Here is a 26,448-nt window from a genome sequence, read left to right on the forward strand (position 1 = left end):
TCCCACTGGTTCAGATTGTGCACAGAACAGTTCAGGATCTGAAGATAATGGCTTCGTGGATGAGTTACAGGGGAATTCATGTTTTTTAGTCGATCCAAGCAGTTAAGAGCGATTGAGCGTTATCAATTGATGGTCTCGATAGGATTCTCCTTTTCTGAATCAAGGGGTTAGTGAGCAAAAGGACGATTTCGCCCCTCCTCTCTTAGCAGACCGTATAGCTTCGAATGATTGTCGGAGCAATCCGAGGGTTGAGAGATTCACAGGCAACTAGTCAGGGCTGACTGCATACGATCATCATACATGCCTGATGGTGACAAAACCTGCATTTGTAGCACGGTCTGCCCTTTGTCGCATCCTCCACTGGATTTTGTCCAATGGGACAGCAGCACAAACCTCCTTACGGCAGGCTCCATTGGAAATGATCCAATGGTTTGGCACTCATTTCGCAGCAATCGCTAAGAAACAGCCAAATCCACTGGACTAAATACAGTCTGCATACCGTTTTCCCGCCTAATCGACACATTCCACTGTACGTTTTCCAACGGAGCTTGCATCAACCGCGGTAACAATCTCGGAAATGACCACGGAAAACAATGCAGCCCACCTTATACAGCAGCCAACTAACCCTCCTCATGCAGCTCTCCTCGTCATAGCTTGTTTCAACCATCCCCCTTGCTAATCGTTGGAACGTGTCCTATCATTTTGCCCATAGAACGAAAGCCTTCTATAAGCCTGATGTTTCTAGTACAATATAGAATCAGATGCGCAATCAGTCTATGTCGGCAACGACCTGAGTATTTACAGAAAGATATAGAATGGGGAACAAGTCTTGAAAACTTTTAAAAAGGTATATGTCGAAGTTACAAGCGTATGCAATCTGGCTTGCAGCTTCTGCCCGCAAACGGCTCGCAAGGCTAATTTCATTAAGCCGGACACCTTTAACAACATATTGGATCAGATTAAACCGCATACGAATTATATTTATCTTCACGTCAAAGGCGAGCCCCTCCTTCATCCCAAAATCGATGAGTTGCTGGATGCCAGCCATGCAAAAGGGTTCAAGGTCAATATTACGACGAATGGAACACTTATTCATAAAAATAGGCATAAGCTGCTGGGGAAACCGGCGCTGCGCCAAATGAACTTCTCGCTGCACAGCTTCGACGGACATGAGGGGTCGGAAAATCGAGAGGGATACTTGGCTGATATTCTTTCTTTTGTGCGGGAAGCGGCTGAGCATAATGTCATCATATCGTTCAGGTTATGGAATTTGGACCAAGACAATGCAACAAATTCGATAAAGAGCAGAAACCGGGAAACACTAGCCATTTTAGAAAAAGAATTTAATTTGGACTACAAAATAGAAGAAAAAGTGATGCCAGGCAGCGGAGTCAAAATCGCCGACAGAATCTATTTGAATCAGGACCATGAATTTCAATGGCCGAGCCTGCAAGCTCCGGAGGATGATGGCAAAGGCTTCTGTCATGCGCTTCGGAGTCAAGCGGCCGTGCTGGTCGACGGAACGGTCGTGCCCTGCTGTCTGGATGGCGAGGGCGTCATTAATTTAGGCAATATTAATAGCACTCCTTTCTCTGAAATTGTAGAAGGCGAAAGAGCGAATAATCTGTACTATGGATTTTCCAGAAGAGAAGCTGTAGAGGAATTATGCAGGAAGTGCGGGTATCGGCAGAGATTCGGCACATGAAGCTTATCTCGATAACATACTAGACCGCCTCAAGGGCGGCCGGAGTTTATCTGCAATAAAAAAGGCGTGCGAATTTACGAAATTTGACACGTCTTTTTTTACTTGTTGACTTATTCCATTTCGTTTCCGTTTATATCATTATCAGCCTTTTCAAAACATAGGTTAACCGTTCTGCCATTCGAACGAGTGCGATGGAGCACGTTCGCTTTCACTGTATATACATCACCAGGCAGCAATGTTTCCGTTCGATCTTCAAAATCTATCAATAATTCTCCTCGACCACCAGAAAGAGCTCGTCACAATTTTCATGCTTATGCCAGTGAAAATCACCATCAATGACGGCAGCACGAACCACGTGATCATTGACTTCACCAACTACAAAATTCGCATATTGATTGATGTCCTTGGTCATTTCAAAAATGTTAACCTTTTCCGTTTTCAATCAACTCACCTCTGGTGTGTTTATATATCCCCAACAAAAAATTATACCACGGAAAGATATCATTTCCAGTTTGAAAATAAATATTGAAAATTTTATTGACAAGCAAATCTTTCATGTGTATTATTTTCACTACAAAACTTCATATTTTACCTTATCAAGAGTGACTGAGGGAATAGGCCCTATGACGTCCGGCAACCTTACCAGTAGAGTAAACGGTGCTAAATCCTACGGAATGTATCACATTCTGAGAGATAAGTTGGTTAATGCCAGTTCAACCTCTTTCTCTTATGAAAGAGGTTTTTTTGTATCATGAGTGTCTAGCAACAGGAATAGCGGGGTGAGAGCGATGATAGAAATTAGAAATCTAATAAAGGAGTACAGAAGCAAATCATCTACAGTCGTTGGCGTGAACAACGTTTCCTTAACGATAAACAAAGGAGAAATCTACGGTATTATCGGACGAAGCGGAGCAGGAAAAAGTTCGCTCCTGCGCTGCATCAACTTGTTGGAGGAGCCTACTTCGGGCAACATCTTCGTCGATGGAGTGGACCTGACAGCTTTAAAGGGCGAAGGCTTACGCCAAGCCCGGTTAAAGATCGGGATGATTTTTCAGCATTTCCACCTGATTCGCTCCAAGACGGTGTATGAGAACATCGCCTTTGCACTGAAGGCAAATCATAAATCAAAAGAAGAAATCGACACTCGCGTCACGGATCTGCTGGAGATGGTCGGCCTGTCCGACAAACGCAATGTGTATCCGGCCCAGCTGAGCGGCGGACAAAAACAGCGGGTAGGCATCGCCAGAGCATTGGCGAACGAGCCGCATGTGCTGTTGTGTGATGAAGCGACGTCCGCTCTTGATCCCGAGACGACACAAGCGATTTTGGAGCTGTTGAAAAAAATCAATCGCGAGTTGAAGCTTACCATTGTGCTCATTACCCATGAGATGGAAGTGGTGAAAGATATATGCGATCGGATGGCCGTGATGCAAGACGGAAATGTGGTGGAGGAAGGAGCTGTCTATGATATTTTTTCCGAGCCTAAGCATCCGATGACCCAATCGTTCATTAGCAGCCTGTTCCAATTTAACCTTCCTGAACGCTTGCTCCAGCATTGCCGAGGAACGATTGTCAAAATTCACTTTGTTGCGCCGCAGGCAGAAGAAGCGATCATCACCGATGTTCTGCAGGCCTATCAGGTCAAAGGCAACATCCTGCATGGGAAAATTGAATATATCCGTGACAATCCTCTCGGTATTCTCATCTTGGAGCTCATCGGAGACGCTGTGGAAGTACAGCGGGCTATCGATTATATAAGAGAGCGTACATATCGACTGGAGGTGATCTACCATGCTGACGGATTCTCTAATCCAACTATTGCCTGACCTGAACAAAGCTTTCTTTCAGACGTTGTATATGGTAGGAATTTCGCTTTCTGCCGCCTTAATTCTGGGTCTTCCTATTGGAATTCTCTTATTTGTAACCGACAAGGGTCTGTTTCTGGAACACACGCCGACGAAAAATATATTGGGATTTATCGTCAACATAATCCGGTCGGTCCCATTTATTATTTTGCTTGTCACCTTGCTGCCAGTAACGAAATTCATTACAGGCACCACCATCGGCCCAACGGCCGCCTCGGTATCCCTATCGGTCGCCTCGATCCCGTTTTTTGCCCGGCTGGTGGAGACGGCGTTGCGCGAGATCGACAAGGGGGTCATTGAAGCAGCTGTCTCAATTGGAGCTACGCCGTGGATGATTATAAAGGATGTGCTGCTCCCCGAGGCGAAGCCTGGCATTATTCAAGGCGTGAACATTACCGCGATCAGCCTGGTTGCCTATTCGGCGATGGCAGGCACCGTTGGCGGAGGCGGGATTGGCGACTTAGCCATTCGTTTCGGCTATTACCGCTACGATAATACCGTGATGTTCACAACAGTGGTCATCTTGGTTTGCCTAGTGCAACTGATTCAATACGGCGGAGATTACATCGCCAAAAAAGTAGATAAGCGTTAAATTAAGTGCGTGTTCAAAAGAGAACTTTTTACCTATTATATTACACATCATATGGAGGTATTTAACATGAAAAAAGCTGCAATCCTACTCTCTCTCATCCTGGCGATTGGTGTGCTTGCCGGATGCGGCAACAGCACGTCAACCACAACCAGCGATAAAGACTCGAACCAAGAAGAAAGCAAAGCTTTAAAAATCGGAGCCACTGCTGGACCTTACAGTGATATGGTTACTAAAGCAATCAAGCCGATTATGGAGAAAAAAGGATACACGGTCGAGGTAATCGAATTCGGTGATTACGTCCAGCCGAACCTAGCGTTGTCCAACGGTGATTTGAACGCGAACTTATTCCAGCATAAAATTTACATGGAAAATTTCGCAAAAGAAAATAAGCTGCAATTGTCTGAGCTCATCTCCGTTCCGACCGCACCGATGGGCATCTATTCATCGAAATTCAAATCGTTGGATGAAGTTGCAGCTGGAAGCACCGTCGCAGTTGCCAACGATCCGACGAATCTTGCACGCACGTTAGGACTGCTGCAAGATGCAGGACTCCTTACCATTAAAGATGACATCGATCCGTTGCGGGTATCGGAGAAAGACGTAAAAGATAATCCGAAGCAACTCGTGCTCCAGCCGATAGAAGCAGGGCAGCTGCCGCGCGCGGCGGATAGCGTCGACCTGTCGCTCGTTCCCGGCAACTTCGCACTGGCTGCCAAAATGAATCTGTTGGATGCTCTGAAGCTCGAAAATATGCCGGATGACTATCGCAACCGCTTGGTCGTAAATACAGCGGAGCTGGACAAGCAATTCGCGAAGGATTTGAAGGAAGCCGTAGAATCAGCGGAATTTGAACAAATTATCGATGAACAGTTCAAAGGCTTTGGCAAGCCTGAATGGATGCTGAAAAGGAAGTGACATCGTTGGAACAACGAGTAATCGTCAGAGGAGCGCCTGCGCTCTATTACTGTGAAACAGGTATACTGGATAAGCTGGATTGTTTGCTGCAGCCCTACACTTACAAGCGAGTGCTCGTCGTGCATGGCGATCGCTCCTTGAAGGCAGCGAAGCCTTTTTTCCCTAAGCTGACCAAGCTTACACTATTATATCTTCGTTACAATGGAGAGTGTACATTAGAGGAAGCCCGAAGAATTGCCCGTTATGCGCAGGCAGAGCAAGCCGATGTCATTCTCGGCGTCGGTGGCGGCAAGGTCATGGATGTGGTCAAAGCTGCCGGGAATGAGGCGCAGCTGGACACGATTCTGGTGCCAACGCTTGCCTCGAACTGTGCGGCGTGGACACCGTTAAGCGTGTTCTATAATGAGCACGGACAATTCACGAACTATACTATATTTCCAAAAAGCACGCTGATGGTACTGGTCGAACCGAGAATTGCGCTGCAAGCTCCAGTCGCCTACCTTAGGGCTGGAATTGCCGATACATTGGCCAAATGGTATGAAGCCGATGTACTGATTCGGAAGCTGGAACATCCATCCATCGCCATTCAGATCGCCCATCACTCTGCCCGTCTATGTCAGTCCACTCTCTTGGAGCATGGGCGGCAAAGCATTCAAGACGCCGAGACGAAGCAATTGTCGGCAGCATTCGTGCAGGTGGTTGAAACGATTATAATGACTGGCGGAATGGTTGGAGGATTCGGCGACCATCTGGGACGCATCGCGGGAGCTCACTCGGTTCACAATGGACTTACCGTGGCTCCAGAAACGCATGATCTGCTGCACGGCGATAAAGTAGCCTACGGCATTCTCGTGCAGTTGGTATTGGAAGACAACCTGCCAGAAGTACAACGGTTGCTCCCCTTCTATCTCGGTATGAATCTCCCTTATCGTTTAACCGATCTGGGGCTGTCCAGTCAGGATACTGCAACATTGAAAAACATCGCTAGCGGCACGACGCATCCGAATGAGTCGATACACTTTATGAAGTCAGGAATTACAGCAGACGATGTGTATCAAGCGATTGTAACGCTGGAACACGCAATATCGGAGTCATAAGAGGTTATATTCTCCAGTAGAGTATACACCTTGCAGAAATAACGGGGGCGGGATTACATCCTGTGCCCCTTTTTCATGGCTGCACCCCATCAACTCGCTTTCTATCTATCCCATCTCCCTTGCCTTTTTCCGCAGGAAAATTTGTATTTTCCATTTTCTTTCACCTACACATTCCATCACCAATAGACAAAAATCCGTCAGCAATAGACAAAATCACACCTTTTTTTATAACCATTGGTTAATTTTAACTATAGATTTCACTATGATTCGAGTAGAATGTTTTTAATAGACTGCCGTGAATATAAATATGATGAATATGGAGTAAGAATAGGGTAGGAGGAGAACATGAGTCTTCGGTCACAGATTTTAAGATCATTATGTATCAGTATTTTTTCATTAATTATGGTCATTCTCATTGTCTTGTTCCCGCGGGATCTGGATATCGGGATGGAATATTACAGGGTGACGGCCGAGTATAACTTCAGTTGGGGCAAATACGGCGACAATTTAAAAGGATTGGTCAACGGGCTGCTAGAGAATGGAAGTCTGGGCTTGAACAGATACGGCGAAACCGTCGAATCCGCCGTCCTGATTGCCATGTCCAAGAGCTTCGCTGTCATTATAACCGCGTTGGTGTTAAGCTTCGGCCTGGGCGTTATGAAAGGTATGATGGACTATAGGTTGTCCAGAACTAGATTTAATTTTTTGGGCAATTGGACGACATGGTTATTTCAATCGTTGCCTGACTTTTTGGTCTTGCTGTTAATACAGTGGTTTGTCATTCGCTATGTCCCGTTCATTCGCTTTTTTTCCTCGGAAGGATGGTACTCTTTTATTTTGCCATCTGTGCTGGTCTCCATTTACCCGACTATGTATATTGCAAGAATTACGAGCGCGTCCATCGCGGAACAGGAAGGCAAATTATATATTCAAGTGGCTAAAGCGAAGGGGTTGACCCAACGCCTCATTTTTTACAAGCACGTGTTTTACAATAGCTTTGGGACGATATTAACGCATCTGTCTTCCTTATTCGTATATATTTTGTCCAATCTATTAATGGTCGAGTATTTCATGAGTTATCCGGGAGCCGCATATCGTTTGTTCAAAGCGATCGATTATAGTCCATCATTCGGCACTGGGTTCGATTACGATCCGGGCATGATTATAGGAATCTCATTTTGCTTCATGATCCTTGTGCTTATCGTCCAGCTGATAAGCCAATTTTCAAGAAGACATTTTGAGCCAAGATAAAGGGGGCTACGAATTGAAGAAGTGCAACATTACGTTGTGGATCGGCGGATTCATGCTCGCGTTCCTTGTCTTTGTCATGTTTTTCGGACCCGATCTGCCATTTGTAGATAAAGGGCTGCAGGAAGTGAAGCATAGATGGAGCGAACAGAAGAAGCTTCTGCTGCCACCGTATGCGCCATCGAGCATCAATCCGTTGGGGAGTGACAGGAACGGCGTAGACAATCTAAGCAAGCTTATCGTTGGCACGAAAGAGACGATTCTAATCGTATTTTTTGTCGCTTTTTTGCGATATCTAATCGCGATTCCATTGGGGCTGCTCGCCCGCAAAAAAAAGGGCGTGGCCCATTTTATCGTAAACAGCTTAAATCAACTGTTTTCTTTCATGCCGTCCGTGTTTTCAGCCATCCTGCTGCTGAGCATTCCATTCATACAATACGCGAACAATCGGCTTATATGGGTCATTTTCTTTTTGGCGATCATCGAGACCGGCCGCGTCGCTCATTTGGTGCAGGAGCAAACTAATAAAATAACGCGCGAGCCTTTTTTTGAAGCTGGAGTAGGATTGGGCTTAAGCTCATGGCGGCTATCCAAAAGCTACTATTTTCCAGCGTTGCTTCCGGAAATCGTCGTCAATTTCTGCTTGGACTTAGGTAAAGTGATGCTGCTGATCGGACAACTGGGTGTTCTGAGCATATTTTTGACCCATGATTGGGTTGAGGTCGATTACTACACAATGAAGTTTTTGAGTACAAGCCTCAATTGGGTGTCACTGCTCGCGGAGCATCGGGCAGAAATCTATGTAAGCAAATTCTCTTTTATTTTCTATCCGGCGCTCGCCGTGGCCTTCTCCATATTAACCTTCAACATATTGGGCGAAGGTTTGAGGCGACATTTTAATAGACGCATGAATGTTTATTTATAGAAAAGAAAGTTTTATTGAGGCAGCTGCAGAAAATGGTTGCATGCAGAAACAGGCATCATTTTCAGCTTTTTTGACTTGTCTCTAACGTGTCTATATATCGGCTGCCAGTTGACACCTCTATCGAACAAGGTAAGATCTATATGAACCAGTTATATTCTAGCAAGTGCCTCAGCCCATTATTTACTGCTGCTGAATACCACGATTTGCAACCCACATGAATACCTGCAGCAGATTCGCTTCCAACCGAGCGGTCTGGAACTAATGCGTGTCTGGAATGTTGGATGAATCAGTTAGAGGAGGGAAACTCTTGACAGAGCGATGGAACACAAGAATAAGCTGGATTAGCGCCATGTTGGCGGCGATGCTGACCGTCTTGGCATTCGGCAATCCCGCGGGCGCGGCAGATTCGACCGGCGCAGCGCCTGGCGGAATGCCGCCGGCAGGATCGATTGTCTTTAAAAACAAAATATTTGCCGAGCCGGTAGACTTGGGCGTTCCCGTCTTCACAATTGCGATTAACGATGCGGTCTCGGGCATGGAGGATGGACGGCCAACGATGTATTCCACGGCGCAAGGCGATACGTCGGTGTTCAATGTGGTGGATATTCAAAGCAACAAGCTGCTGCGCTCCTTTCGGTTGGAGGGCGTTCATACGTCCTGGCGCCACACAATTGCCCCGGATGGAACCGTCTATATTGCAGCCATTATGTCCGGCAGCACTAGAGGAGAATTGTGGAGCTATTCACCCCGGACGAAGACCGTAAGCAGCTTGGGAGAGCCGCTTCCAGGCGAAAAATCAATCTGGTCCCTGGTAACCGACGAGGATGGCAACGTATACGGAGGCACGTTCCAACAAGGGAAGGTGTTTAAGTATGATCCCATTGCGAAGAAGTACCATGATTATGGCCGCATGATGAAGGACCAGGAATACGTGCGCTCAATGGCGTATGACAACGGTTACATTTTTGCAGGCATCGGCTCCACGGGAGCCATCGTCAAGCTGAACGTTCAGACCGGAGAGAAGCAGGTGATTTCCAGCCAAGTGGCAGAGCTCCTCGGTGTGGCTCCGGCAGACGTGCCGTTTGCGTATGACATGGCGATCGTAGATCGGTATTTGCTCGTGAAATTCGGCGATCCGCTCATGACCTTGTTGTTCTATGATTTGGACAAAAGCGAATGGCTGCCGCACAAAGTCGGGAAAAACGTTGGCGGCGCGCAAGGAGCGGGCGTGTTCTCGTTTAACCAGCTTGCAGCGAAGGACGGCAAAGTGTATATCCCCGCCAATGGGGGCATTACAGAGATCGACTTGACTACGTTCGAGACGCGCATGACCGCCATGAAATATGGCACCTCCTTCCGCGGAGCCGCCTGGGTAGCGTTCAAGGATGATCCCGATTTCCCCGGCATGTCATTCGTGACGATACTGCGTGACGGCAAGACGGCCATCTTCAATGTCGACACGGAGAAGAGCAAATATCTTCCATCCGTCGTCAAGGGAGCATCCAATCCGCTGCACAATATGGAAAACGGTCCAGACGGAAACATATATATGAGCGGATATCCCGGCGGAATCGGAGTGAGGTTCGACCCGCGAACCGACGCATTCACCACCTTCGGCTTAGGACAGGCGGAAGGCATGGTTGCCTATGGCCAAGATATGTATTTTGGCATATATCCGGGAGGCCACATTCAGAACTTAGATACGACCAAGCCGGTTCCACAAGCGCACACCGTGTTCCAAATCGGCTCTGAGCAAGATCGCCCTTACATTATGCGGGCTACGAATGACTTCATCATGATGGGGACAATTCCCGATTACGGCAAATTAGGCGGCGCATTGACTCTATATTATCCGGATACGGGAAAGAAGGAAGTATACCGGAATGTCGTCCGCAACCAGAGCATCAACGGCTTGGCATACAAGGACGGGAAAATATTCGGATCGACCACCGTCTTTGGCGGCCTGGGAATTGCCGCGACTGAAAAAACGGCCAAAATGTTCGTGTGGGATGTCGAGAAAAAAGACAAAATAACGGAATTCACACTGGACATCCCCGATCTAGATCAGCCTGTCATGATTAGCGGCTTGTCCATTGGCCCAGACGGCAATGTATGGGGCGGGGTCGACGGAATCTTGTTCAAGCTGGACCCGGATACGTATCGCATCCTCGACTATAAAAATATATACCCGCATGTTAAAAATTACGGCTTCTGGCGCCCCTACCACCCGCATTGGGGGCAAGACGGATTGTTATACATGGATTTGGCGGATCGCATCACCGTTATCGACCCGAACACGTGGGAATTTGTAACGTTATCCGAGGATAACGGCAGCACATTCAAGGAAATTGCTTTTATGACGCTGGCCAAGGATGGGCAAGGCAACGAGCATATTTATTACATCGCTCAAGCCAACTTGTTTAAAATCCCGATTTCCAACGCTGTTGAAAAGCCTGAGCCCGTGCTCGAATTGGAGCTGCTCGCCAAAGAGATCGGAAATCCGTTGCAGGAGCATAATCGGCATCTTGATTTGAATGACGACGGGGTCATAGACATCCGTGACTTGGGTCTCCTTGAATTAAAGCTGGAGTAATGAACGATACATGAATCGGGGTGGTTTCAAGCGCAGCCTTGCTGCTTGAACCACCCCTTTCTCAGAATTATTAACCTGCATTTTTCTACTCGCTTATCAGTATCGGCCTGCCTGCAGCAGCCGATTCTAAAGCGGCGCAGGTCACGAGATGCGTGCGGAATGCATCGGCATAATCGGATAAAATGCGCGATGCATCTCCAGTGCGAACGGCGTGAATGAACGCCGCACTCTCAAGCGCATACGGATCGGAACCGTTCGGCCATTCGGTTGTCTGCCCTGTCTCGCTCATGCGGAGCCGCTCTGGACTCCAGTCCAGCATGCCTTCTTCCGTATAGAAGGTCAGGCCTACGCGACTCACCCCAGTAGGCAGCAGGAAAGTGTTAGAAATGTTGGCGATGAAGCCGCTGCGCAATCTGAGCGACACGGTGCCCACGTCGGCCACCTCTACCCCCAGCTCCTCTCTCCGCTGCATCCGTTGACCATACAGCGCCTGCACTTCCTCCACCTCACCGGCGCAATAACGCAGCAAATCGACGAGATGCGTCGTCTGTTCGATGAATTGGCCACCCGAGCCCGCTTGCTTCCGCCACCACGCGACTTGAGGCATGCTGCCCATCCATTGGCCGACGGCCATGCCCGCGCTCTGCCGGGCCAACGCTTCCTTCAAACGGAGCGATGTCTCCATGTAACGGAAATGATAACCGACAGAGGTTATGAGGGAACTGGACTGTATCCCTGATAAAATGTCAAGTGGCACCTCCGTGCCAATGCCAAGCGGCTTCTCCACCAGAAATGGAATTTTCCGCTGCAAAAGTTGTCGTTCCACTTCCCCATGTGCCAAGGGCGGAACACAAATATAGACCGCATCCAACCGCTCCCCATCTAACATATCGGACAATTGTCCGTACCCCGATGCGCCGTAGCGAGAGGCCATTTGCTGCGCTTTCTCTGCGCTTGTCCCGCAAATAGCTTTTACCTGCACGCCTTCCATGCCTGACAATATTCCAGCATGTACTTTACTGAACCACCCCGTACCAATAATACCGATGCGCATGGTCTTCACCCCTCTGCTCATATAGGCCGTCCCCCGCTAGCTGCCGGGAATCCAATCCCCGGACGATAGGAATTTGGCTGTGTCATACTGCTCTCCCTGTCCCCTATCGTGCCTGCCTATATTGTAATCGATCCTTGGCCCGTTCCATAGATTAGCAGGGCATTATAAACTTTACATATCCCCCTCCTGCAATTAACAGCCTCATAACAATTGGAAATTACAATACGATAGAGTATGGCATTTTTTTAGCTTCATTCCATTTCATATAGGAGGTAAAGGAAATGATTCGATTGAGGAACAAGTACATAACCCGGAAATGGATAGGCTTGACGCTGGCATTCATTATGTTCGTCACGTCCCTGATTCCGCCGGGGCTCCTGCAGCGGACCGAAGCAGCGGGTGCTCCACATGTGGTATTAAGTCAGGTATATGTGGCTGGCGGCAATAGCGGGGCCATTTACAACACGAAATTTTTCGAGCTCTACAACCCGACGGACAAAGATGTGGATTTGAGCGGATGGTCCCTTCAATACGCCGCCAAAAATTCCATATTTTCCGCCAAGCCCGGCGCTTCCAACAATAAAACGTTATCTGGCACCATTAAGGCGCATGGCTATTACTTAATTACCGGCGGGAGCGGTACAAATGGCATTCCGCTGCCTATATCCGCCGATGATACGTCCTCCGTCAATCCGGGGCAAGCCGGCGGGAAGCTCGCGCTGGTCAACAAGCAAGATACGATTAGCGGCAAAGACGATTCGAGTGTCGTCGATTTTTTCACTTGGAGCGACAGCAACAGCAATCTGCCGAACGAATATTGGGGCAGCCCCGTCATCGCGCCTTCTCCAGACAGCAACGAAGAACACATCGGCGTGGAAGCGTTTAAGAAAGGGACGTTGCTCCGCAAAACAAACGAAGGAAGCGATCCGCGGGGTATCATCGGGTTGGGCAACGGCTGGTTCACAAAAAATACCGGGGCGGATTTTGTCATTCACACGATAGCCGATCCTGGCAACAGCATATACATCCGTCATTCCGGCACCGCGCCGGAGCCGGCCTTGATAACGCCCGCACCGAACGCTGGGCTCATTCGGCTGGAGAACAACTACTCCACCGTTACCCAATCCGTCTATACAGCCGTATATGGCCATTCTGAAGCGGTGCCGCACGACTCTCTCGTCAAGATTTATGTAATGGACGGCGGATTGTATTCGGAAGCGGCTTCAGGAGAGGCGGAGTCTGACGGTTCCTTTGCTATCTCATTCGATAATCCGAGCGAGAAGAATACAGCCTATGTGTCCGCTACCCTTGCTGGCCGCGAAGAGAGCCGCATGGTCCGGGTCGATGCTGACGGTCACGATCCTTCTGATCGCATGATCCCGCTGTCCGATCTGCGGGTGAACGGCAGCAGCGGCATCCCGATTAACCAAGGTTCCCGAGTGACCGTAGAGGGCATCGTGACCGTTGACAATCAGCTATTCGGTGAGGGAAACAGCAACTTCTTCATTGAGGATGGCACAGGCGGCGTAAAAGTGCTGGACGGGATCGCGCACGGATTGGACATCAAGCGCGGCGATAGGCTTCGCATCACCGGGATGGTCGATTTCGCCGATGGAATGACGCTGCTCGTCCCCCAATCCGTCACATCCATCAAGCAGGAGCCGCTTCCGGAGCCGGTCGCGCTTACCATCGCCGATCTGAACCGCTATGCTGCTGCAGAGCCATATGAAGGACGACTCGTGACCATTCGCGGAACGGTATCTCAGCTGTCGCCTTCCGCGTCAGACACGAACGTCACGGTTACCGACGAGAACGGGCAAGCGATGAACGTCAAGCTATTCCACGGTACAGGCATCGACGCCGTACGGAAGCTGTTGCTGCAGCAATCATACTGGTTCACGGGCATCGTCGGACAACACAAGACGTATGCTCCTTTCGATTCGGGATATGAATTATATCCGCGTGAGGAGGCTGACATCATCGGCTCTCTTCAGCTGGAACATACTCCTGTCACAGAAGGATATACCGGCCTGGATCTACAGTTTGCGGCCACATCATTCCATGCGGAGTCCGTTATACTCTACTACCGCCAGGCAGGCAGCTCCGATTACGCGGCCCTTCCGATGACAATTAAAGACGGCTCCCATTATGAAGCCGTCATTCACGCTGCCGATATCCCTGGGTCCGCATTGGAATATTACATTAAAGCTATCGCAGGCACGCAGACGCAACAAGCCGGCACAGATGACGCTCCGATTAAGCTTATGCTCGTGGAAGATCAAGAAGGTCCGGAGTTTTCTGAAGAATTGCCTGCCGACCATTCTCAGACGGAGAACAGACGTCCGGAAATTTCCGTACACATTTTCGATCCAAGCGGAATAGATGCGGGCTCGGTGCAGGCACAGCTTAATGGCGAGCCGCTAGCTCCTGCCTTCGATGCGCCTGCCGGAAGGGTCGTCATCAAGCTGAACAGCGACTTGAAGACGGGCAGCTACAAAATAGAAGTGACAGCCAAAGATACGAAGGGAAATGCAGGCAAGCATGCGTGGACGTTCCGCGTGGTGCCGACGTTTGAAGGCGGGAACCATTACCGGGGCTCGTCGCACAATCATACCGGCATTTCGCATGATGCGAAAGGAACACCAGAACAAGCGATTGCCGCTGCCAAGAAGCATCGCTATGACTGGTTCGCCTTTACAGATCATTCCCATGACATCGACGTCGGCAGCCGCGAGGCCAAGGACAGCATCGATCGCCAAGGCATGCCGGAACGGACCGGCAGCGCGGATCAAGCTGCCTCCGCATGGCAGAAGCTGAAGCAAGTCTCTGAAGACAGTACACAAGATGAGGAATTTGTTGCCTTCCGTTCCTATGAGATGACCTCCACGGTGTGGGGCCATTCCAATATTTTCGGAACAGAGAACTTTATCGATCGCATTCAAAATAACGGCATCTATCAAAATTTGAACCAATTCTACAAATGGGCCAAAACCTACGACGACCTCATCGGTCAATTCAATCATCCGAACTGGGGCGGAAGCACCCCGCCATTTAACGCATTCGTTCCGTACGACCAAGATGTGGATAAACTGTTCACGATGTTTGAAGTGGGCAACGGTTCCGGACAATATACCTATTCCAATATTGAAAATCTGTATTATAAGACATTGGATTTAGGATGGCATGTTGCACCGACGTTCGGGGAGGATCATCATAATGGGATGTGGGGCGAGACGATGCGGCGCACAGTTGTCGTCGCCGAACAACTGACCCGGGAATCGCTGCTCGATTCGATGCGGAACCGACGTGTTTATATGTCGGAGAATCCGAATTTTACGGTTGATGTCAAGGCCAACGGGTATTATATGGGATCAATTGTAGACAGTCAGTCACTTGCCTTCACCATTGCAGGCGGAACCTCCGCTCAACCCTACACCTATCTCCCGCCTGGCTTTACACCGGATGAGCGGATCAAAAAAGTCGAACTGATTACGAACGGCGGCCATGTCGCCGACTTCATTACACCGGAGACACAGCCTGACCTTTTTACGGATGAGAACAAACGCTTTTCATGGAATCCCGAGGTTGCCGTTCCCGGCGGACAGCAATGGTTCCTTGTGAAAGTTACGCAAATGGACGGCAATCGGGTATATGCTTCTCCGATCTGGACGAAAGAAGTCAAGGTGGATGTCAGGGTTCAGGATATTCAGGCAAGCGAAGGTAATATCATTGCAGGCAATCCGGCCGTATTGGAGGCGTTGATCAGCAATTTCGGCCAAGGCGAGCTTGAGCGTCTTCAAGTTCAATTTTATGCGGATGAGGTTGAGGAATCACATCTGATTGGCACAGCCGAAGTGGCCTCCCTATCGCCGAAGAGCGTGTCTCGCGTTCAAGTGACATGGAGCAATCCGACGGGAGGCGACCGGAATATTATTGCCGTCATCGCCAACCCGCCAGTTGGCAATGCGCAGGAGAACAATCGGTTCACGCGGACTTTCCATGTGAAGGAGCCGCTCGGCCTTACCGTTATGATTGACGCGGCACACGGCAATGAGAATTCGACGGGAGATTCCGGGAAATACAAGGACGAATTCAAGAAGCTGACCAAGCTGCTTCGCGCCGAAGGCTACCAAGTCATTGAGAATCACCAGCCTTTGACTCAACAAGCTTTGGAGCATGTATCTGTCCTGATCATTTCCCATCCACATAAGAACAAGCCGTTCATGGAGAGCGAGCAGGCGGCCGTCGCTGAATTCGTCAAGAACGGAGGATCGTTGATGCTTGCCAGCAAGAGCAACAACAGCACCGATCCGACTATGAATAACCCGCTGCTGGAACGACTCGGTTCGGTCATCCAGTTCAACGATGATGGCGTGTATGACGGCAGTGAGGACGGAAACTTCTGGTCGAATCCGGCAAGCAGCCTCTGGTCGGTCCGGGCCCACCCTGAACCAGTCGCCAACTATGTGACGGATTTTGTGCGCAGAGTGGATTACTATAGCGGCGCAAGCTTGATGAGACTGGGCCAGCAGCCGTTGGCGGATTCAGACCCCGTCACCATCATTGCGCGAGGCAACGCAACCAGCTACCAGTTCAATCTTGCCTCGAAAGGAACAGCATACGACACATCCGGTGAACAGGGCGGAACGGCCATCCCGCTTATTGCTTCGCAGGAAATCGGAGCGGGGCGCATCGTCGTCGCCGGAATGAATCTGTTCAATGACAGACAACTGGATGATACAGGTGAAAAGAACGATAACGTCCGTCTGGCGGCCAACCTGTTCAACTGGCTTGCCCACCGTGGCACGAAGGTCGTGCCGATTGGCGATGCGCGCACACAGCCGGAAGGAACAGACATTGTCGTGGAAGGAACAGTAACGACCGCCGCGGGCGTATTCTTTGACGCGTTCTATGTGCAAGACGGAACGGGCGGCATCATGGCCTTTAACGAGGTGCCGAAAGATTCGCTCCAGCTTGGAGATACGGTCCGCATCTACGGGCATGTCAAGGTGTTCGAGCAAAATGTGGAGATTATGTTCGACAATTTCGATAAGAATGTGCTTAAGCTGAACAAGGTTCCAGGGCAGCCATTAGAACCGAAACGAATTACTACAGGGGCTGCGAAGGATGAAGCGAATCAGGGAGTGCTCGTCAAGCTGTCAGGTGTCGTAAAGCGGGTGTCCAGCATCCCTGATCATACGATCTATGTGGATGATGGCACGGGCGAAGCTCTGATCTTCATTGACGGATATATCGCCGAACAGAGCGGTCAACCGCCTGTCCTTAAGCCAGGAGATACGCTCGAAGCCGTCGGCATGACAGGCAAGTTCTCTGGCGGCTACTGGGTGCGCGTCAGGGACACACGTGAGTTGATCAAAGGTAAATCTGAGCCAGATCAACCGGATGGACCAGGCGGCGACAGACCGGGCGAGCGGCCAGACAGCGGCAGCGGATCGTCCGGCAGCAGCTCGCAAGGAAACGGCACGAGCGGCAGCAAGGTTGCCGATCCGCTTCCGAAGCCCGCTCATCAGTTTATTGTTGCTGAAAAAGATATAACCGGAGCGTCGGCACACGGCAACCGCATTGCTCTGACCATGCCAGACGACATTACGGAAATCATTATGCCCCTCGATACGGGAGACATGCTGGCAAGCAAGAGTCTGGAACTGAGCTCTAAGTGGTGGACGGCCCGTTTCCCTGCGGAGGTGCTCCAAGCATTGTCCGGCATGCCCGGCATGGTTGCGAAGGATGAACGGGCAGACAGTCACCTCTCATGGAGGGTGAACCCGTTACCAGACTGGCTTAGCCTTGAAAACGCGAAATCCGCAAAGAGCGGACTCACCTTATCAGGTTCTGCCTACCAGTTACAGCTCATGATCGTCAAGAAGAATGGCGATTCCGTACCGGTTGAGAAGCTGGTTCAGCCTATCTCCGTAACCTGGAAGCTGGATGGGAAGCCGAACCCGCGCCTGGTCGGAATCTATGCGATTCGTAATGATGGAACGCTGGAGTATCACGGTGGATCTACGGGGAATGGAGAGGTTACAGGGGCATTCGACAAGCTTGGCAAATATGCCGTGTTGGAGTACAACAAGCGCTATACAGATGTGTCTCCTGCCCATTGGGCGCACAGCATCATCCAAGAAATGACGGCAAAGCAAATGTTACAAGGGACGGGACTAACGACCTTCGAGCCGAACCGTCCGGTGACCCGCGCCGAGTTTGCGGCACTGCTAGTAAAGGCTTTCCATCTAGGGAAGTCAGGCAAGGCAGAGTTTGCTGACGTCCCTGCAAGCAAATGGTATGCGGAGCCGGTAGCAGTCGCTGTCCAAGCCGGGATCGCAACCGGCAAAGCGGACAACAGGTTCGCCCCCGACGAAGCCATTTCACGCCAAGAGATGGCGGCAATGCTCGTTCGGGCATACGAGGCAGCTACCGGCATGCAAGCGCCGCGTTCGGGCGCCTTGACCTTCCGGGATCAACGGCACATTTCCCCATGGGCAACCGAATATGTGGCCGCGGCGCATGCACTGGGTCTCATACAGGGCCGAGCGGAGAACCGCTTCGATCCTGCCGGGAACACGACACGGGCGGAGGCCGCCCAAGCGATAGCCAACGGATTGAAGCTGAATTAGTGATAATTTAGCACACAAAAACGCTTGGACAAATTTCCAAGCGTTTTTGGCTTATATTTATTTTTTTTAACTTCCAGATTGCATTTTATAGTTCCTCAAAATCATACCATTTGTCTTCGTCATTCCGAAACTGTCATAATAAGGAACTAAGTCATCGTCACAACATAAATCAATCATATATATGTCATCAAGTTCTTTTAGCATCCGATTTACTAATTCCTTGCCTATACCTTTATTTTTGTATTCTGGTAAAACTTCAAGAAATGGAATGTAGGCAGATAGAATTCCATCACTTATCGCTGTAATAAATCCAACTACTTGATTCGTATTATCATCAATCGCAATAATCACTTTACTGCTTTTCTTTAACAGTATTAAGTGAGTTTGTGGATTTGGTGGATTAAGCCAATCCACAAAAAAGCCCTTTAACATATCAGAAGAAATACCATCGAGTGAGTTCTTGTATATCATAATATATCAGCTCCTAATTTATATTAACTTATTAGACAGATGATATATATCAATAGTAAAGCAACAAAAATATGACCTCCAAGCATTCTAAGGAATACTATAAGTTATTCTACTTAAAAAGTTATTCTACTTAAATTTCAAAATCCCTTCTATATTGTAATTACTTTTAATACTTATTATTTTTGCATCATCAAACTCTTCTAAGCATTGTTTCCTACTCTTGTTCTTATCAAGCAAACATAGGAAATGGTGTGCATCATATCTTTTTACTTCCTCAGAGAACACTCTGAAAAACGCAGTCAATATGGAAGGGTCATTATCACTTATCATTCTCCATTCATTTGCTTGTACCATTTGTTTAATTAGCCAATAATGAGCGATTGTCGTATAGGTTGGATTAACGTGAAGTCCATATACATACTGCATTCTTTTTTTGAAATCGTTTAATTCTGCACGATATTCGTGGGGCTTTTGTGTATCATTATCCGATGGTTCTTGAGGGTAATACGAAAGTCCAAACGGTTATTCTTCTTGCTGAAATCATTCAAATGGTCTTCTTTATAAATCACTGTATCGTATTTTCAGTCCTCTGCTGTCATTTCCCAATCATAAGCAACATCTGACCTGAAAACGTATCGTGAAATTGTATCCGCAGAGACAACTACACAGGTCTGTACTTGGCTGTCTTCCAAGCCCAAATACTTTTGGCGATATGTGGTGGATTATCGCTTATTTGGAATAATGCTTATCTTTTTCTTACATACTTTACATTGCCATCGTTGAGCATTATTCAATGTCTTTCCTTGCTTATAAAAACCGTTTGGCGTATCAAAAGGTGTTAGATGTCCTGCTACTCAGCTATCCTTATGGAAATTATATTCTTGCTCAACATCTTTGGTCTGATTGATACGAGTAAGCCTTGATATTTCTTCTGCAACTGACCAATTAGAAATGGCTGTTGAATAACAATTTAAGGTCATACCCCTATTAGGGTTAATAGGGTCTGGATTACACACAAGCATTTTCTTACTGTTTCTACCGCTTAATTTGTATCGTTAAGGTTTACCCTTAACTGTTCCACTTCTCCTTCGCTTACAGGATTATGAACAACAACGATGCCATCTTCTTTTGTAGCCAATCGTTGTAATTTAGCCAAGTTTTTGTCCCTCCATTACTTCTTATAAACCCATTTTCCTTATCATTCTTTTATTGTTCCGTCTGGGACACGTATTTTGTGTGTCGCAGGTGCCGATCATAATTACTCCTTGTATGAGGGTCTAAGCGGAGAAAAGGATTTGCAAGTCGCACATCCCTGAAGAGAATACTTGGTTCCGCCCCTACTTCTTACACATTAATCCTAATTAGGGATTGCTGACGGTAACGTAAACACATTATTATAAATACAAGAACATGTGATACTATTGAACAGATAGGTCAAATTCTAAATTGAAATTACATTTGAGGTGAAAATATGATGGAAGATAATAAGCCGAACGCTGCAGAAACAGAAGAAGTGAAAAAAGTGAGTCTGGCAGACGCGGCAAAGCGGATGCTGCAACAGAAGAAACAAGCGCAAGGCCAAGCGAAAGGTCAGCAACAGCATCAGGCTGCAGGCAATCAGATGATGAAGAGTCAACACACGAAGAAAATCAACAATCAGCGCAAACGTATGGGCGTATAGCTCAAACGCAAGAGCAGCAACGCTGTATAAGCGTGCTCGCATTGACAGCGCAGGCATAATGCAGCAGAGAAAGAGGGGCAGATACTGCCCCTCTTTCTTATTCATGCAGCTTTATTCGAACAATTATTCTGCTATTTTGTTGGCGTCCGCGATGCCACCGTCTCTGTCCGAGATGATACCGCTTCCGCCGTCACGACAGCTGGGAACTCCTACGCCGAGAGCGCTTCGGGTAATAGTTTGTCTAGCCGCCCGCGAATAAGGTATAGTGAATGTATCACGGCAGGCTCCATGAAGACCCTATAACAATTGAAAAAGGTGATGACATATGGCAACATTCGAACAACAGTTGGAACAATACGCTGAGCTCATCGTGAAGATAGGCGTAAACGTACAGCAAGGGCAACCCGTGTTCGTGACAGGCTCGCTTGAAATGGCACCCCTCGTTCGCCTCGTGGCAAGCAAAGCGTACGGTGCAGGCTCAAGCAATGTCCATGTTGAATGGACGGACGATACGCTGACGCGCTTGAAGTTCGAAAAAGCGGCGGACGACGTGTTCACTCAGTTCCCGCAGTGGGAAGTCGAGAAGCGCAACGCATTTCTGGATAAAGGAGCAGCGTTCATCTCCATCGTATCCTCCAATCCAGATTTGCTGAAGGGCATCGATCCGCAGCGGATCGGCAACAATCAGAAGGCGTCGGGCAAAGCACTGGAGCGCTTCCGCCAATTCGTCCAATCGGATAAAGTAAGCTGGACGGTCGTCGCGGCTTCGACCCAAGCATGGGCAGCCAAAGTGTTCCCAGAGCTGAACGGCGAAGAAGGAATCGCGAAGCTGTGGGATGCGATCTTCGAATCTGTGCGTCTCAACACGCCTGATCCGGTGGAAGCTTGGAAAGAGCACAACACGACCTTACATAAAAAAGTGGATGTATTGAACAGCAAGCATTTTCATAAGCTGCACTATACAGCGCCAGGCACGGACTTGACGATCGAGCTGCCAGAGAAGCACCTGTGGGTAGGCGCGGGCAGCACGAACGAGCAGGACGTTCCATTCATGGCGAACATGCCGACCGAAGAAGTATTCACCGTACCGCACAAATCCGGCGTGAACGGCTATGTGTCAAGCACGAAGCCGCTCAGCTACGGCGGCAACCTCATCAATAACTTTAAAGTGACGTTCGAAAACGGGCGCATCGTGAAGGTCGAAGCGGAAGAGGGACAAGACATTTTGCAGCAGCTTGTTGACACCGATGAAGGTTCGCATTACTTGGGCGAAGTTGCGCTCGTGCCGCACGAATCTCCGATTTCGCAATCGAATGTCCTGTTCTACAATACGCTGTTCGATGAAAATGCATCGAATCACCTGGCGATCGGAAGCGGCTATGCCTTCAACGTGGAGGGCGGCAAGACGATGTCACAGGAAGAGCTCGCTGCGGCCGGCGTGAACATCAGCATCGCGCACGTCGATTTCATGATCGGATCCGCGGAGATGGACATTGACGGCATTTATGAAGACGGTGCTGTCGAGCCAATCTTCCGCAAGGGCAATTGGGCGATTTAACGAGCCGACGATTTGAGGATTTAACGGATTGACGCAGTTTAGCGGCAGGAGCATGACGCTCCTGCCGCTTTCTATATTCTAATGACTTCTGATTGATCGCCAAATGAATTTAAACTGGACTAGTCCGGCATTCTGGTTTTATTCATTTATATCCATCCCGATGATGCCCACCGTATCCTTTGAAACGCCTCTTTTGTCCACTCTCCCAATCCATCAGAAACCGTTTACTGACTGGAGGGGAGAGTGAAGCAAAGCGTGGCGGCACATGAACAAGGTTCAGAGGGTGCAGCTCGATTTGAACTATGATATTAATGCTTGTAGTAATCATTCAAGCATGCGCATAATGGTAGAAAATAGATGGCATTTTAGAGGAAGGAGACTCCTTCATGCACATATGGCAGGATTTTAAGGTGTTTATGAGGATTAAGGGCGCGGGCTTTCTCCTGCTGACCCTCTTTCTGTACGGAATCGGAACAGGGATTCTGGCGCCGATGAACGCCATTTATTTAAAGGAGTCGATAGGACTCGGCAAAAGCGAGATTGCTTCGATTTTCGCCATTTCACTCTTTCTAAATATGGTGCTTACGATCTCGGTCGGATTCATCAGTGACAGCATGAAGCGGAAGAAGACGATTCCGATCATCGCTTCCCTTATTTGCATGGCAGGTCTGCTCATCTATATGAATGCTGCAAGCTACATGCCCGCACTTATCGGGATGGCGTTGGCGACCGCACCCTCCGGCATGATTATGGGACAGCTGTTCGCGATGGCCCGCAATCATTTTACGCGCATGGCACCGGACGTCGTAGAGATCGCCCAGATTTGGCTGCGCGCGACGTACAGCGTCGGCTTCTTCACGGGTTTGCTGCTCGGAGCCAATTTGTATTTGCTGGCGACGTTCCAGGGCGTGCTGTGGGGTAATTTGGCGGGATATGCGGCCTTGTTCATCCTGCTGCTGTTCTATAAAGAAATTACGGCAGAGGCATCTGCCAATAAGGCGATTAAGGGAGAACCGTTCTCCCTCATCATGCTGTTCGCCATCCTGCTGCTGTCCTGCGCCGATGCGATTCGCGGATTGTATTTGCCGCTCGTCGTTCACGAGCAGTTCGGGGATCCGCGCCTGATGTCTTACATTTGGAGTACGCAGGCCGTGTTCGAGCTCTTGTTCATGACGATGGCCGGCTACTGGGCCGCCAAATACGGCAGCAAGCCCGTTATCCTGCTCGGCAGCGCCTTTGCGCTGGTCACTTATTTGACCTACAGCGTCAGCGGGTCATTGACCATATTTTTCCTTGTGCAGCCGTTGTACTCGTTCTTCGTGTCCGTGCTGTATGGCGTTGGCATGGGCTATGTGCAGCGCATGTTCATCCACAAGGCGGGCTTCGGCGCCAGTCTGTACGTATTCATTTCCCAGACGGCTTCTCTCATCGGCTACTTCCTGCCGTTGTTAATTGAAGGGGTAACGCCGCGCATCTTCTGGATTCCTGCAGCCTTGATTATCGCTTCGATTGGGCTCATGACGAAGGTATTGTATACCGATCGGCATCAGCGCCAGCAAGCTATCACTTCATAACGTATCCATACCGCACGTTAAGCCGACGATTCCACCGGGAACCGTCGGCCTTTTTCATGCTACGTTGTACATATGCCCTATCCTGCAATTCGTTGACGGACTGTATGCACCGTCGACTCTTTCAACTGCCCGATCTCCAGCAGCAATTGAGAGGATCGCTCTGCGTACTCTCCCTTCCGTTCCGCATCCTTCACCGAGGCAAGGTTAATCTCAATCGTCAAATAGGCGGATTGGGCCGCCGCCTCGAACAATATCGCCCCAATGCCCAAATCAGAGATGACGTTCTTGTTAGACGTCTCCGCGATGGCGGCTGCAATGCGCATCCCGTCTCTGCATACCCGGAGCAGCCGGAGCGGAACTTCGATGGCCGCATAGGTCGCTTCGCGCAGCGCTTGTCTGCGGTTCACCTGCTCTTCCTCGGTCCCCTTGGGCAGCCGCAGCGCCTCCATGTACTGCCCGAACGTGCGAATGTCGTCGGCAAGCAGCTCCTGGCATAGAGCAGACAGACTGTTCATCTCGTTCAGCGTAAGCTCAATTTGTTCCCGAATGCCTGCGAATTTCTCGCCCTGCGACAGATTGCCCACCATCGAGGTCATCGCTGCGCCGAGCGCCGCTACGAGCGCGGCCACGCTTCCTCCACCCGGTGTCGGATCGGCGCTGCCCGCCCGCTCCAGAAAGCTCCGTATCGAACTGTCCCACGTTATGGCCTGATTCATTGCTCCGCCTCCTTCTCGCTGAGCTGGTAATCCAGCGCCAGCAATACATTTTCGAACAGAATAGCCGTCGTCAACGAGCCAACTCCCCCCGGAACCGGAGAAATAGCTGCAACGTCATCCGCCACATCCCGTGCGATATCGCCCATAATCGTCCCATCGTCCGACTCGTTGATCCCTGCATCCACCATAACTAACGCTGGATGCACCATATCCCGCGTAATCAGGTTCTGGCGTCCGACCGCCGCGAACACAATCTCGGCATGCCGCAAGTGGAAAGCAAGATCGGGCGTACGGGAATGACAGACCGTCACGGTCGCCTGCTCCCGCTGCAGCATATGGAAGAGCGGCAGGCCGACGGTTTGCCCTCTCCCGACCAGCGTAACATTTTTGCCCGCCAGTGAATAACCGTAATGCTTAAGCAGACGGATGCAGGCCTGCGGCGTGGCCGGATAGATTCCGCGCTCCCCAGTTACTGTAGCCAACTTGTTGAACGGCGTTACGCCATCGACATCCTTGAGCGGCGCGATGGACTGCTCGATTGCCGCCGCGGACAGATGCTCCGGCAGAGGCAATTCAAGCATTATGCCTTGCACGTCGCGATCAGCGTTCAGCTCGGCGATAAGCTCCAATATTTCTTGCTCCGTTACATCTTTTCCGAAGGCATGCAGTTGAAACGTTACCCCCAACTTATCCGCCGCCTTCTGCTTCATCTTCGCATAATAAGCGGAGGCGAGATCCCCCTCGACGAGAATCGTGGCAATGCAAGGAAGATGTCCCTGTGACGCGTACTCCTCCACTCGCTTCCGGATATCGTTGTACACGGCATCCGCGGCTTCTTTTGCTTTCATGACCATTCCCATCGTATAACCTCCTGTGGCATAGCTATTGCAATAATGTGAAATATGAAAAACAAAAAAAGCATTTGCCGAAGCTCAACAAGCGAGTCTTCAACAAACACTTTTACCCAGGCGAACGGTACATTCCGACTGTATGCTCCCTTGTGGTTGCTCCCACTATTTTCGCCAGTTACATACAGCATTCAATTTCTTTTATCCTACCAAATCGGAATAAAAAAGAAAACCTTTTTTGTTTTTACAAAATGAATTCCTGCGCCCCGTCACATCTAACCTGTCGTGAATACCATGGAACAGCGAAGCACATTCATCTAGAAGAGGGTGTTATCGAATGCCTATTGTAGGTCAGGCTATAATAGTTAGTAGCAGTAACGTATATGTTGCGAATGACCGGGATACAGCCATTGCTTTGGCCGTAAGCGGAGCGCCAGGCAATAAAGCCACGGTTATCCCCCGCTATACTCTTTGGCCCCAATTAATTAAATATTCGAATGACAACGGGACTTTCCCTACTATAAATCCCCGATACATTTGGGATTCAACTACATCCGATGGTCAAAGCAGAGGATTTGCCGCAAGAAGCGGCGGCATCGGTAGTGCTAATCCGCTTACAATTAACGTAAATTTATGCGTCTTTTCTGACAATGCCCATGTGGCCCGGGTTGATGTTTATAATTTTAGTCCACCGACCCCTGTGTTGGTGCAGACGTTAACTCCTCCAGTGCTCTTGGATGGAAATATGGATCCTATTGTCGGCCTAAGCGAAACGCCGCCTTACAATTGGCAAGGCATAAGAGTGTACAAAAACAGCAGCAGCAATCCGCTTCCTCCCGGAGCGATATATGTCGTGGTAGTGTCGTTTACAGCGGTCAATTATATTCTCAATCCGCTTGGAAGTGAAAATCCTGCAGGATTATCGTTCGTCGCCAATGTCGATTTCATTTCATGAACAGCTATCTTTCCCT

At 49.3% G+C, this 26,448-nt stretch carries 17 protein-coding genes, 1 pseudogene and 2 riboswitches; of the genes and pseudogenes, 13 read left to right on the plus strand and 5 right to left on the minus strand.

Annotated elements, in window-relative coordinates:
- Positions 1 to 829 precede the first annotated feature (829 nt).
- A complete protein-coding gene (locus A372_RS0103965) occupies positions 830 to 1,705 on the plus strand; it encodes a radical SAM/SPASM domain-containing protein (RefSeq protein ID WP_019419541.1) in 876 nt (291 codons plus the stop codon).
- Between the two features lie 110 nt (positions 1,706 to 1,815).
- Here A372_RS0103965 and A372_RS33210 read toward each other — a convergent pair.
- Positions 1,816 to 2,117: pseudogene (locus tag A372_RS33210) on the minus strand (cupin domain-containing protein).
- A 178-nt stretch (positions 2,118 to 2,295) separates the two neighbouring features.
- Positions 2,296 to 2,405: riboswitch (SAM riboswitch) on the plus strand.
- Between the two features lie 88 nt (positions 2,406 to 2,493).
- Between A372_RS33210 and A372_RS0103975 the strand changes: the two are divergent.
- From A372_RS0103975 to A372_RS33215, 7 genes are all read left to right on the plus strand, one after another.
- Positions 2,494 to 3,531: a methionine ABC transporter ATP-binding protein gene (locus A372_RS0103975; protein ID WP_026010882.1), complete on the plus strand. Its 1,038-nt coding sequence runs from the start codon at positions 2,494 to 2,496 to the stop codon at positions 3,529 to 3,531.
- Entirely contained in the window at positions 3,497 to 4,162 is a 666-nt protein-coding gene (locus A372_RS0103980; RefSeq protein WP_019419545.1) for a methionine ABC transporter permease, read from the plus strand. Before A372_RS0103975 ends, A372_RS0103980 begins: the two co-directional genes overlap by 35 nt.
- A gap of 66 nt (positions 4,163 to 4,228) precedes the next feature.
- On the plus strand, positions 4,229 to 5,077 hold the full coding sequence (locus A372_RS0103985) for a MetQ/NlpA family ABC transporter substrate-binding protein (RefSeq protein WP_019419546.1): 849 nt from the start codon (positions 4,229 to 4,231) through the stop codon (positions 5,075 to 5,077).
- Positions 5,056 to 6,174, plus strand: a complete 1,119-nt coding sequence (locus A372_RS0103990; RefSeq protein ID WP_051004456.1) for an iron-containing alcohol dehydrogenase family protein — start codon at positions 5,056 to 5,058, stop codon at positions 6,172 to 6,174. Before A372_RS0103985 ends, A372_RS0103990 begins: the two co-directional genes overlap by 22 nt.
- A gap of 345 nt (positions 6,175 to 6,519) precedes the next feature.
- On the plus strand, positions 6,520 to 7,425 hold the full coding sequence (locus tag A372_RS0103995) for an ABC transporter permease subunit (RefSeq protein WP_019419548.1): 906 nt from the start codon (positions 6,520 to 6,522) through the stop codon (positions 7,423 to 7,425).
- Positions 7,426 to 7,438: 13 nt separating this feature from the next.
- The gene (locus A372_RS0104000) at positions 7,439 to 8,347 is read left to right on the plus strand and encodes an ABC transporter permease (protein ID WP_019419549.1); all 909 of its coding nucleotides are present in this window, start codon (positions 7,439 to 7,441) and stop codon (positions 8,345 to 8,347) included.
- A gap of 307 nt (positions 8,348 to 8,654) precedes the next feature.
- Positions 8,655 to 10,940 (plus strand): hypothetical protein, encoded by a 2,286-nt coding sequence (locus A372_RS33215; protein WP_019419550.1) that lies wholly within the window; start codon positions 8,655 to 8,657, stop codon positions 10,938 to 10,940.
- Between the two features lie 85 nt (positions 10,941 to 11,025).
- Here the strand turns inward: A372_RS33215 and A372_RS0104010 are convergent, their stop codons facing one another.
- On the minus strand, positions 11,026 to 12,015 hold the full coding sequence (locus A372_RS0104010) for a Gfo/Idh/MocA family protein (protein ID WP_019419551.1): 990 nt from the start codon (positions 12,013 to 12,015) through the stop codon (positions 11,026 to 11,028).
- 260 nt (positions 12,016 to 12,275) lie between these two features.
- Between A372_RS0104010 and A372_RS33220 the strand changes: the two genes are divergently transcribed.
- Positions 12,276 to 18,629 (plus strand): DUF4350 domain-containing protein, encoded by a 6,354-nt coding sequence (locus A372_RS33220; protein ID WP_019419552.1) that lies wholly within the window; start codon positions 12,276 to 12,278, stop codon positions 18,627 to 18,629.
- 66 nt (positions 18,630 to 18,695) lie between these two features.
- Here the strand turns inward: A372_RS33220 and A372_RS0104020 are convergent, their stop codons facing one another.
- Entirely contained in the window at positions 18,696 to 19,100 is a 405-nt protein-coding gene (locus tag A372_RS0104020) for a GNAT family N-acetyltransferase (protein ID WP_019419553.1), read from the minus strand.
- Between the two features lie 1,471 nt (positions 19,101 to 20,571).
- Between A372_RS0104020 and A372_RS0104030 the strand changes: the two genes are divergently transcribed.
- The 3 genes from A372_RS0104030 (at position 20,572) to A372_RS0104040 (ending at position 23,913) form a co-directional block, all read left to right on the plus strand.
- On the plus strand, positions 20,572 to 20,781 hold the full coding sequence (locus tag A372_RS0104030) for a hypothetical protein (protein ID WP_026010883.1): 210 nt from the start codon (positions 20,572 to 20,574) through the stop codon (positions 20,779 to 20,781).
- Positions 20,782 to 21,106: 325 nt separating this feature from the next.
- Positions 21,107 to 22,339: an aminopeptidase gene (locus tag A372_RS0104035; RefSeq protein ID WP_019419556.1), complete on the plus strand. Its 1,233-nt coding sequence runs from the start codon at positions 21,107 to 21,109 to the stop codon at positions 22,337 to 22,339.
- Positions 22,340 to 22,725: 386 nt separating this feature from the next.
- Positions 22,726 to 23,913, plus strand: a complete 1,188-nt coding sequence (locus A372_RS0104040) for an MFS transporter (RefSeq protein WP_019419557.1) — start codon at positions 22,726 to 22,728, stop codon at positions 23,911 to 23,913.
- A gap of 77 nt (positions 23,914 to 23,990) precedes the next feature.
- On the opposite strand, the gene A372_RS0104045 is transcribed toward A372_RS0104040, so the two are convergent.
- Positions 23,991 to 24,629 carry a cyclodeaminase/cyclohydrolase family protein gene (locus tag A372_RS0104045; RefSeq protein ID WP_019419558.1) on the minus strand — a complete coding sequence of 213 codons (639 nt, stop codon included), beginning with the start codon at positions 24,627 to 24,629 and terminating at the stop codon, positions 23,991 to 23,993.
- Positions 24,626 to 25,489: a bifunctional 5,10-methylenetetrahydrofolate dehydrogenase/5,10-methenyltetrahydrofolate cyclohydrolase gene (locus A372_RS0104050; RefSeq protein WP_019419559.1), complete on the minus strand. Its 864-nt coding sequence runs from the start codon at positions 25,487 to 25,489 to the stop codon at positions 24,626 to 24,628. Before A372_RS0104050 ends, A372_RS0104045 begins: the two co-directional genes overlap by 4 nt.
- Before the next feature lie 95 nt (positions 25,490 to 25,584).
- A riboswitch (ZMP/ZTP riboswitch) is annotated at positions 25,585 to 25,669 on the minus strand.
- Between the two features lie 145 nt (positions 25,670 to 25,814).
- Between A372_RS0104050 and A372_RS0104060 the strand changes: the two genes are divergently transcribed.
- Positions 25,815 to 26,432, plus strand: a complete 618-nt coding sequence (locus A372_RS0104060) for a hypothetical protein (protein ID WP_019419561.1) — start codon at positions 25,815 to 25,817, stop codon at positions 26,430 to 26,432.
- The last annotated feature ends 16 nt before the right edge of the window (positions 26,433 to 26,448 follow it).

The sequence above is a fragment of the Paenibacillus sp. OSY-SE genome, from assembly GCF_000283315.1.
GTDB lineage: Bacteria > Bacillota > Bacilli > Paenibacillales > Paenibacillaceae > Paenibacillus_B > Paenibacillus_B profundus.

Coding starts and splice junctions, on each gene's coding strand:
- A372_RS0104040 (WP_019419557.1), top strand. CDS start 22,726: ATGCACATATGGCAGGATTTTAAGGTGTTTATGAGGATTAAGGGCGCG.
- A372_RS0103980 (WP_019419545.1), top strand. CDS start 3,497: ATGCTGACGGATTCTCTAATCCAACTATTGCCTGACCTGAACAAAGCT.
- A372_RS0104020 (WP_019419553.1), bottom strand. CDS start 19,100: ATGATATACAAGAACTCACTCGATGGTATTTCTTCTGATATGTTAAAG.
- A372_RS33220 (WP_019419552.1), top strand. CDS start 12,276: ATGATTCGATTGAGGAACAAGTACATAACCCGGAAATGGATAGGCTTG.
- A372_RS0104035 (WP_019419556.1), top strand. CDS start 21,107: ATGGCAACATTCGAACAACAGTTGGAACAATACGCTGAGCTCATCGTG.
- A372_RS0103995 (WP_019419548.1), top strand. CDS start 6,520: ATGAGTCTTCGGTCACAGATTTTAAGATCATTATGTATCAGTATTTTT.
- A372_RS0103990 (WP_051004456.1), top strand. CDS start 5,056: ATGGATGCTGAAAAGGAAGTGACATCGTTGGAACAACGAGTAATCGTC.
- A372_RS0104030 (WP_026010883.1), top strand. CDS start 20,572: ATGATGGAAGATAATAAGCCGAACGCTGCAGAAACAGAAGAAGTGAAA.
- A372_RS0103975 (WP_026010882.1), top strand. CDS start 2,494: ATGATAGAAATTAGAAATCTAATAAAGGAGTACAGAAGCAAATCATCT.
- A372_RS0104050 (WP_019419559.1), bottom strand. CDS start 25,489: ATGGGAATGGTCATGAAAGCAAAAGAAGCCGCGGATGCCGTGTACAAC.
- A372_RS0103985 (WP_019419546.1), top strand. CDS start 4,229: ATGAAAAAAGCTGCAATCCTACTCTCTCTCATCCTGGCGATTGGTGTG.
- A372_RS0104060 (WP_019419561.1), top strand. CDS start 25,815: ATGCCTATTGTAGGTCAGGCTATAATAGTTAGTAGCAGTAACGTATAT.
- A372_RS0104045 (WP_019419558.1), bottom strand. CDS start 24,629: ATGAATCAGGCCATAACGTGGGACAGTTCGATACGGAGCTTTCTGGAG.
- A372_RS0104010 (WP_019419551.1), bottom strand. CDS start 12,015: ATGAGCAGAGGGGTGAAGACCATGCGCATCGGTATTATTGGTACGGGG.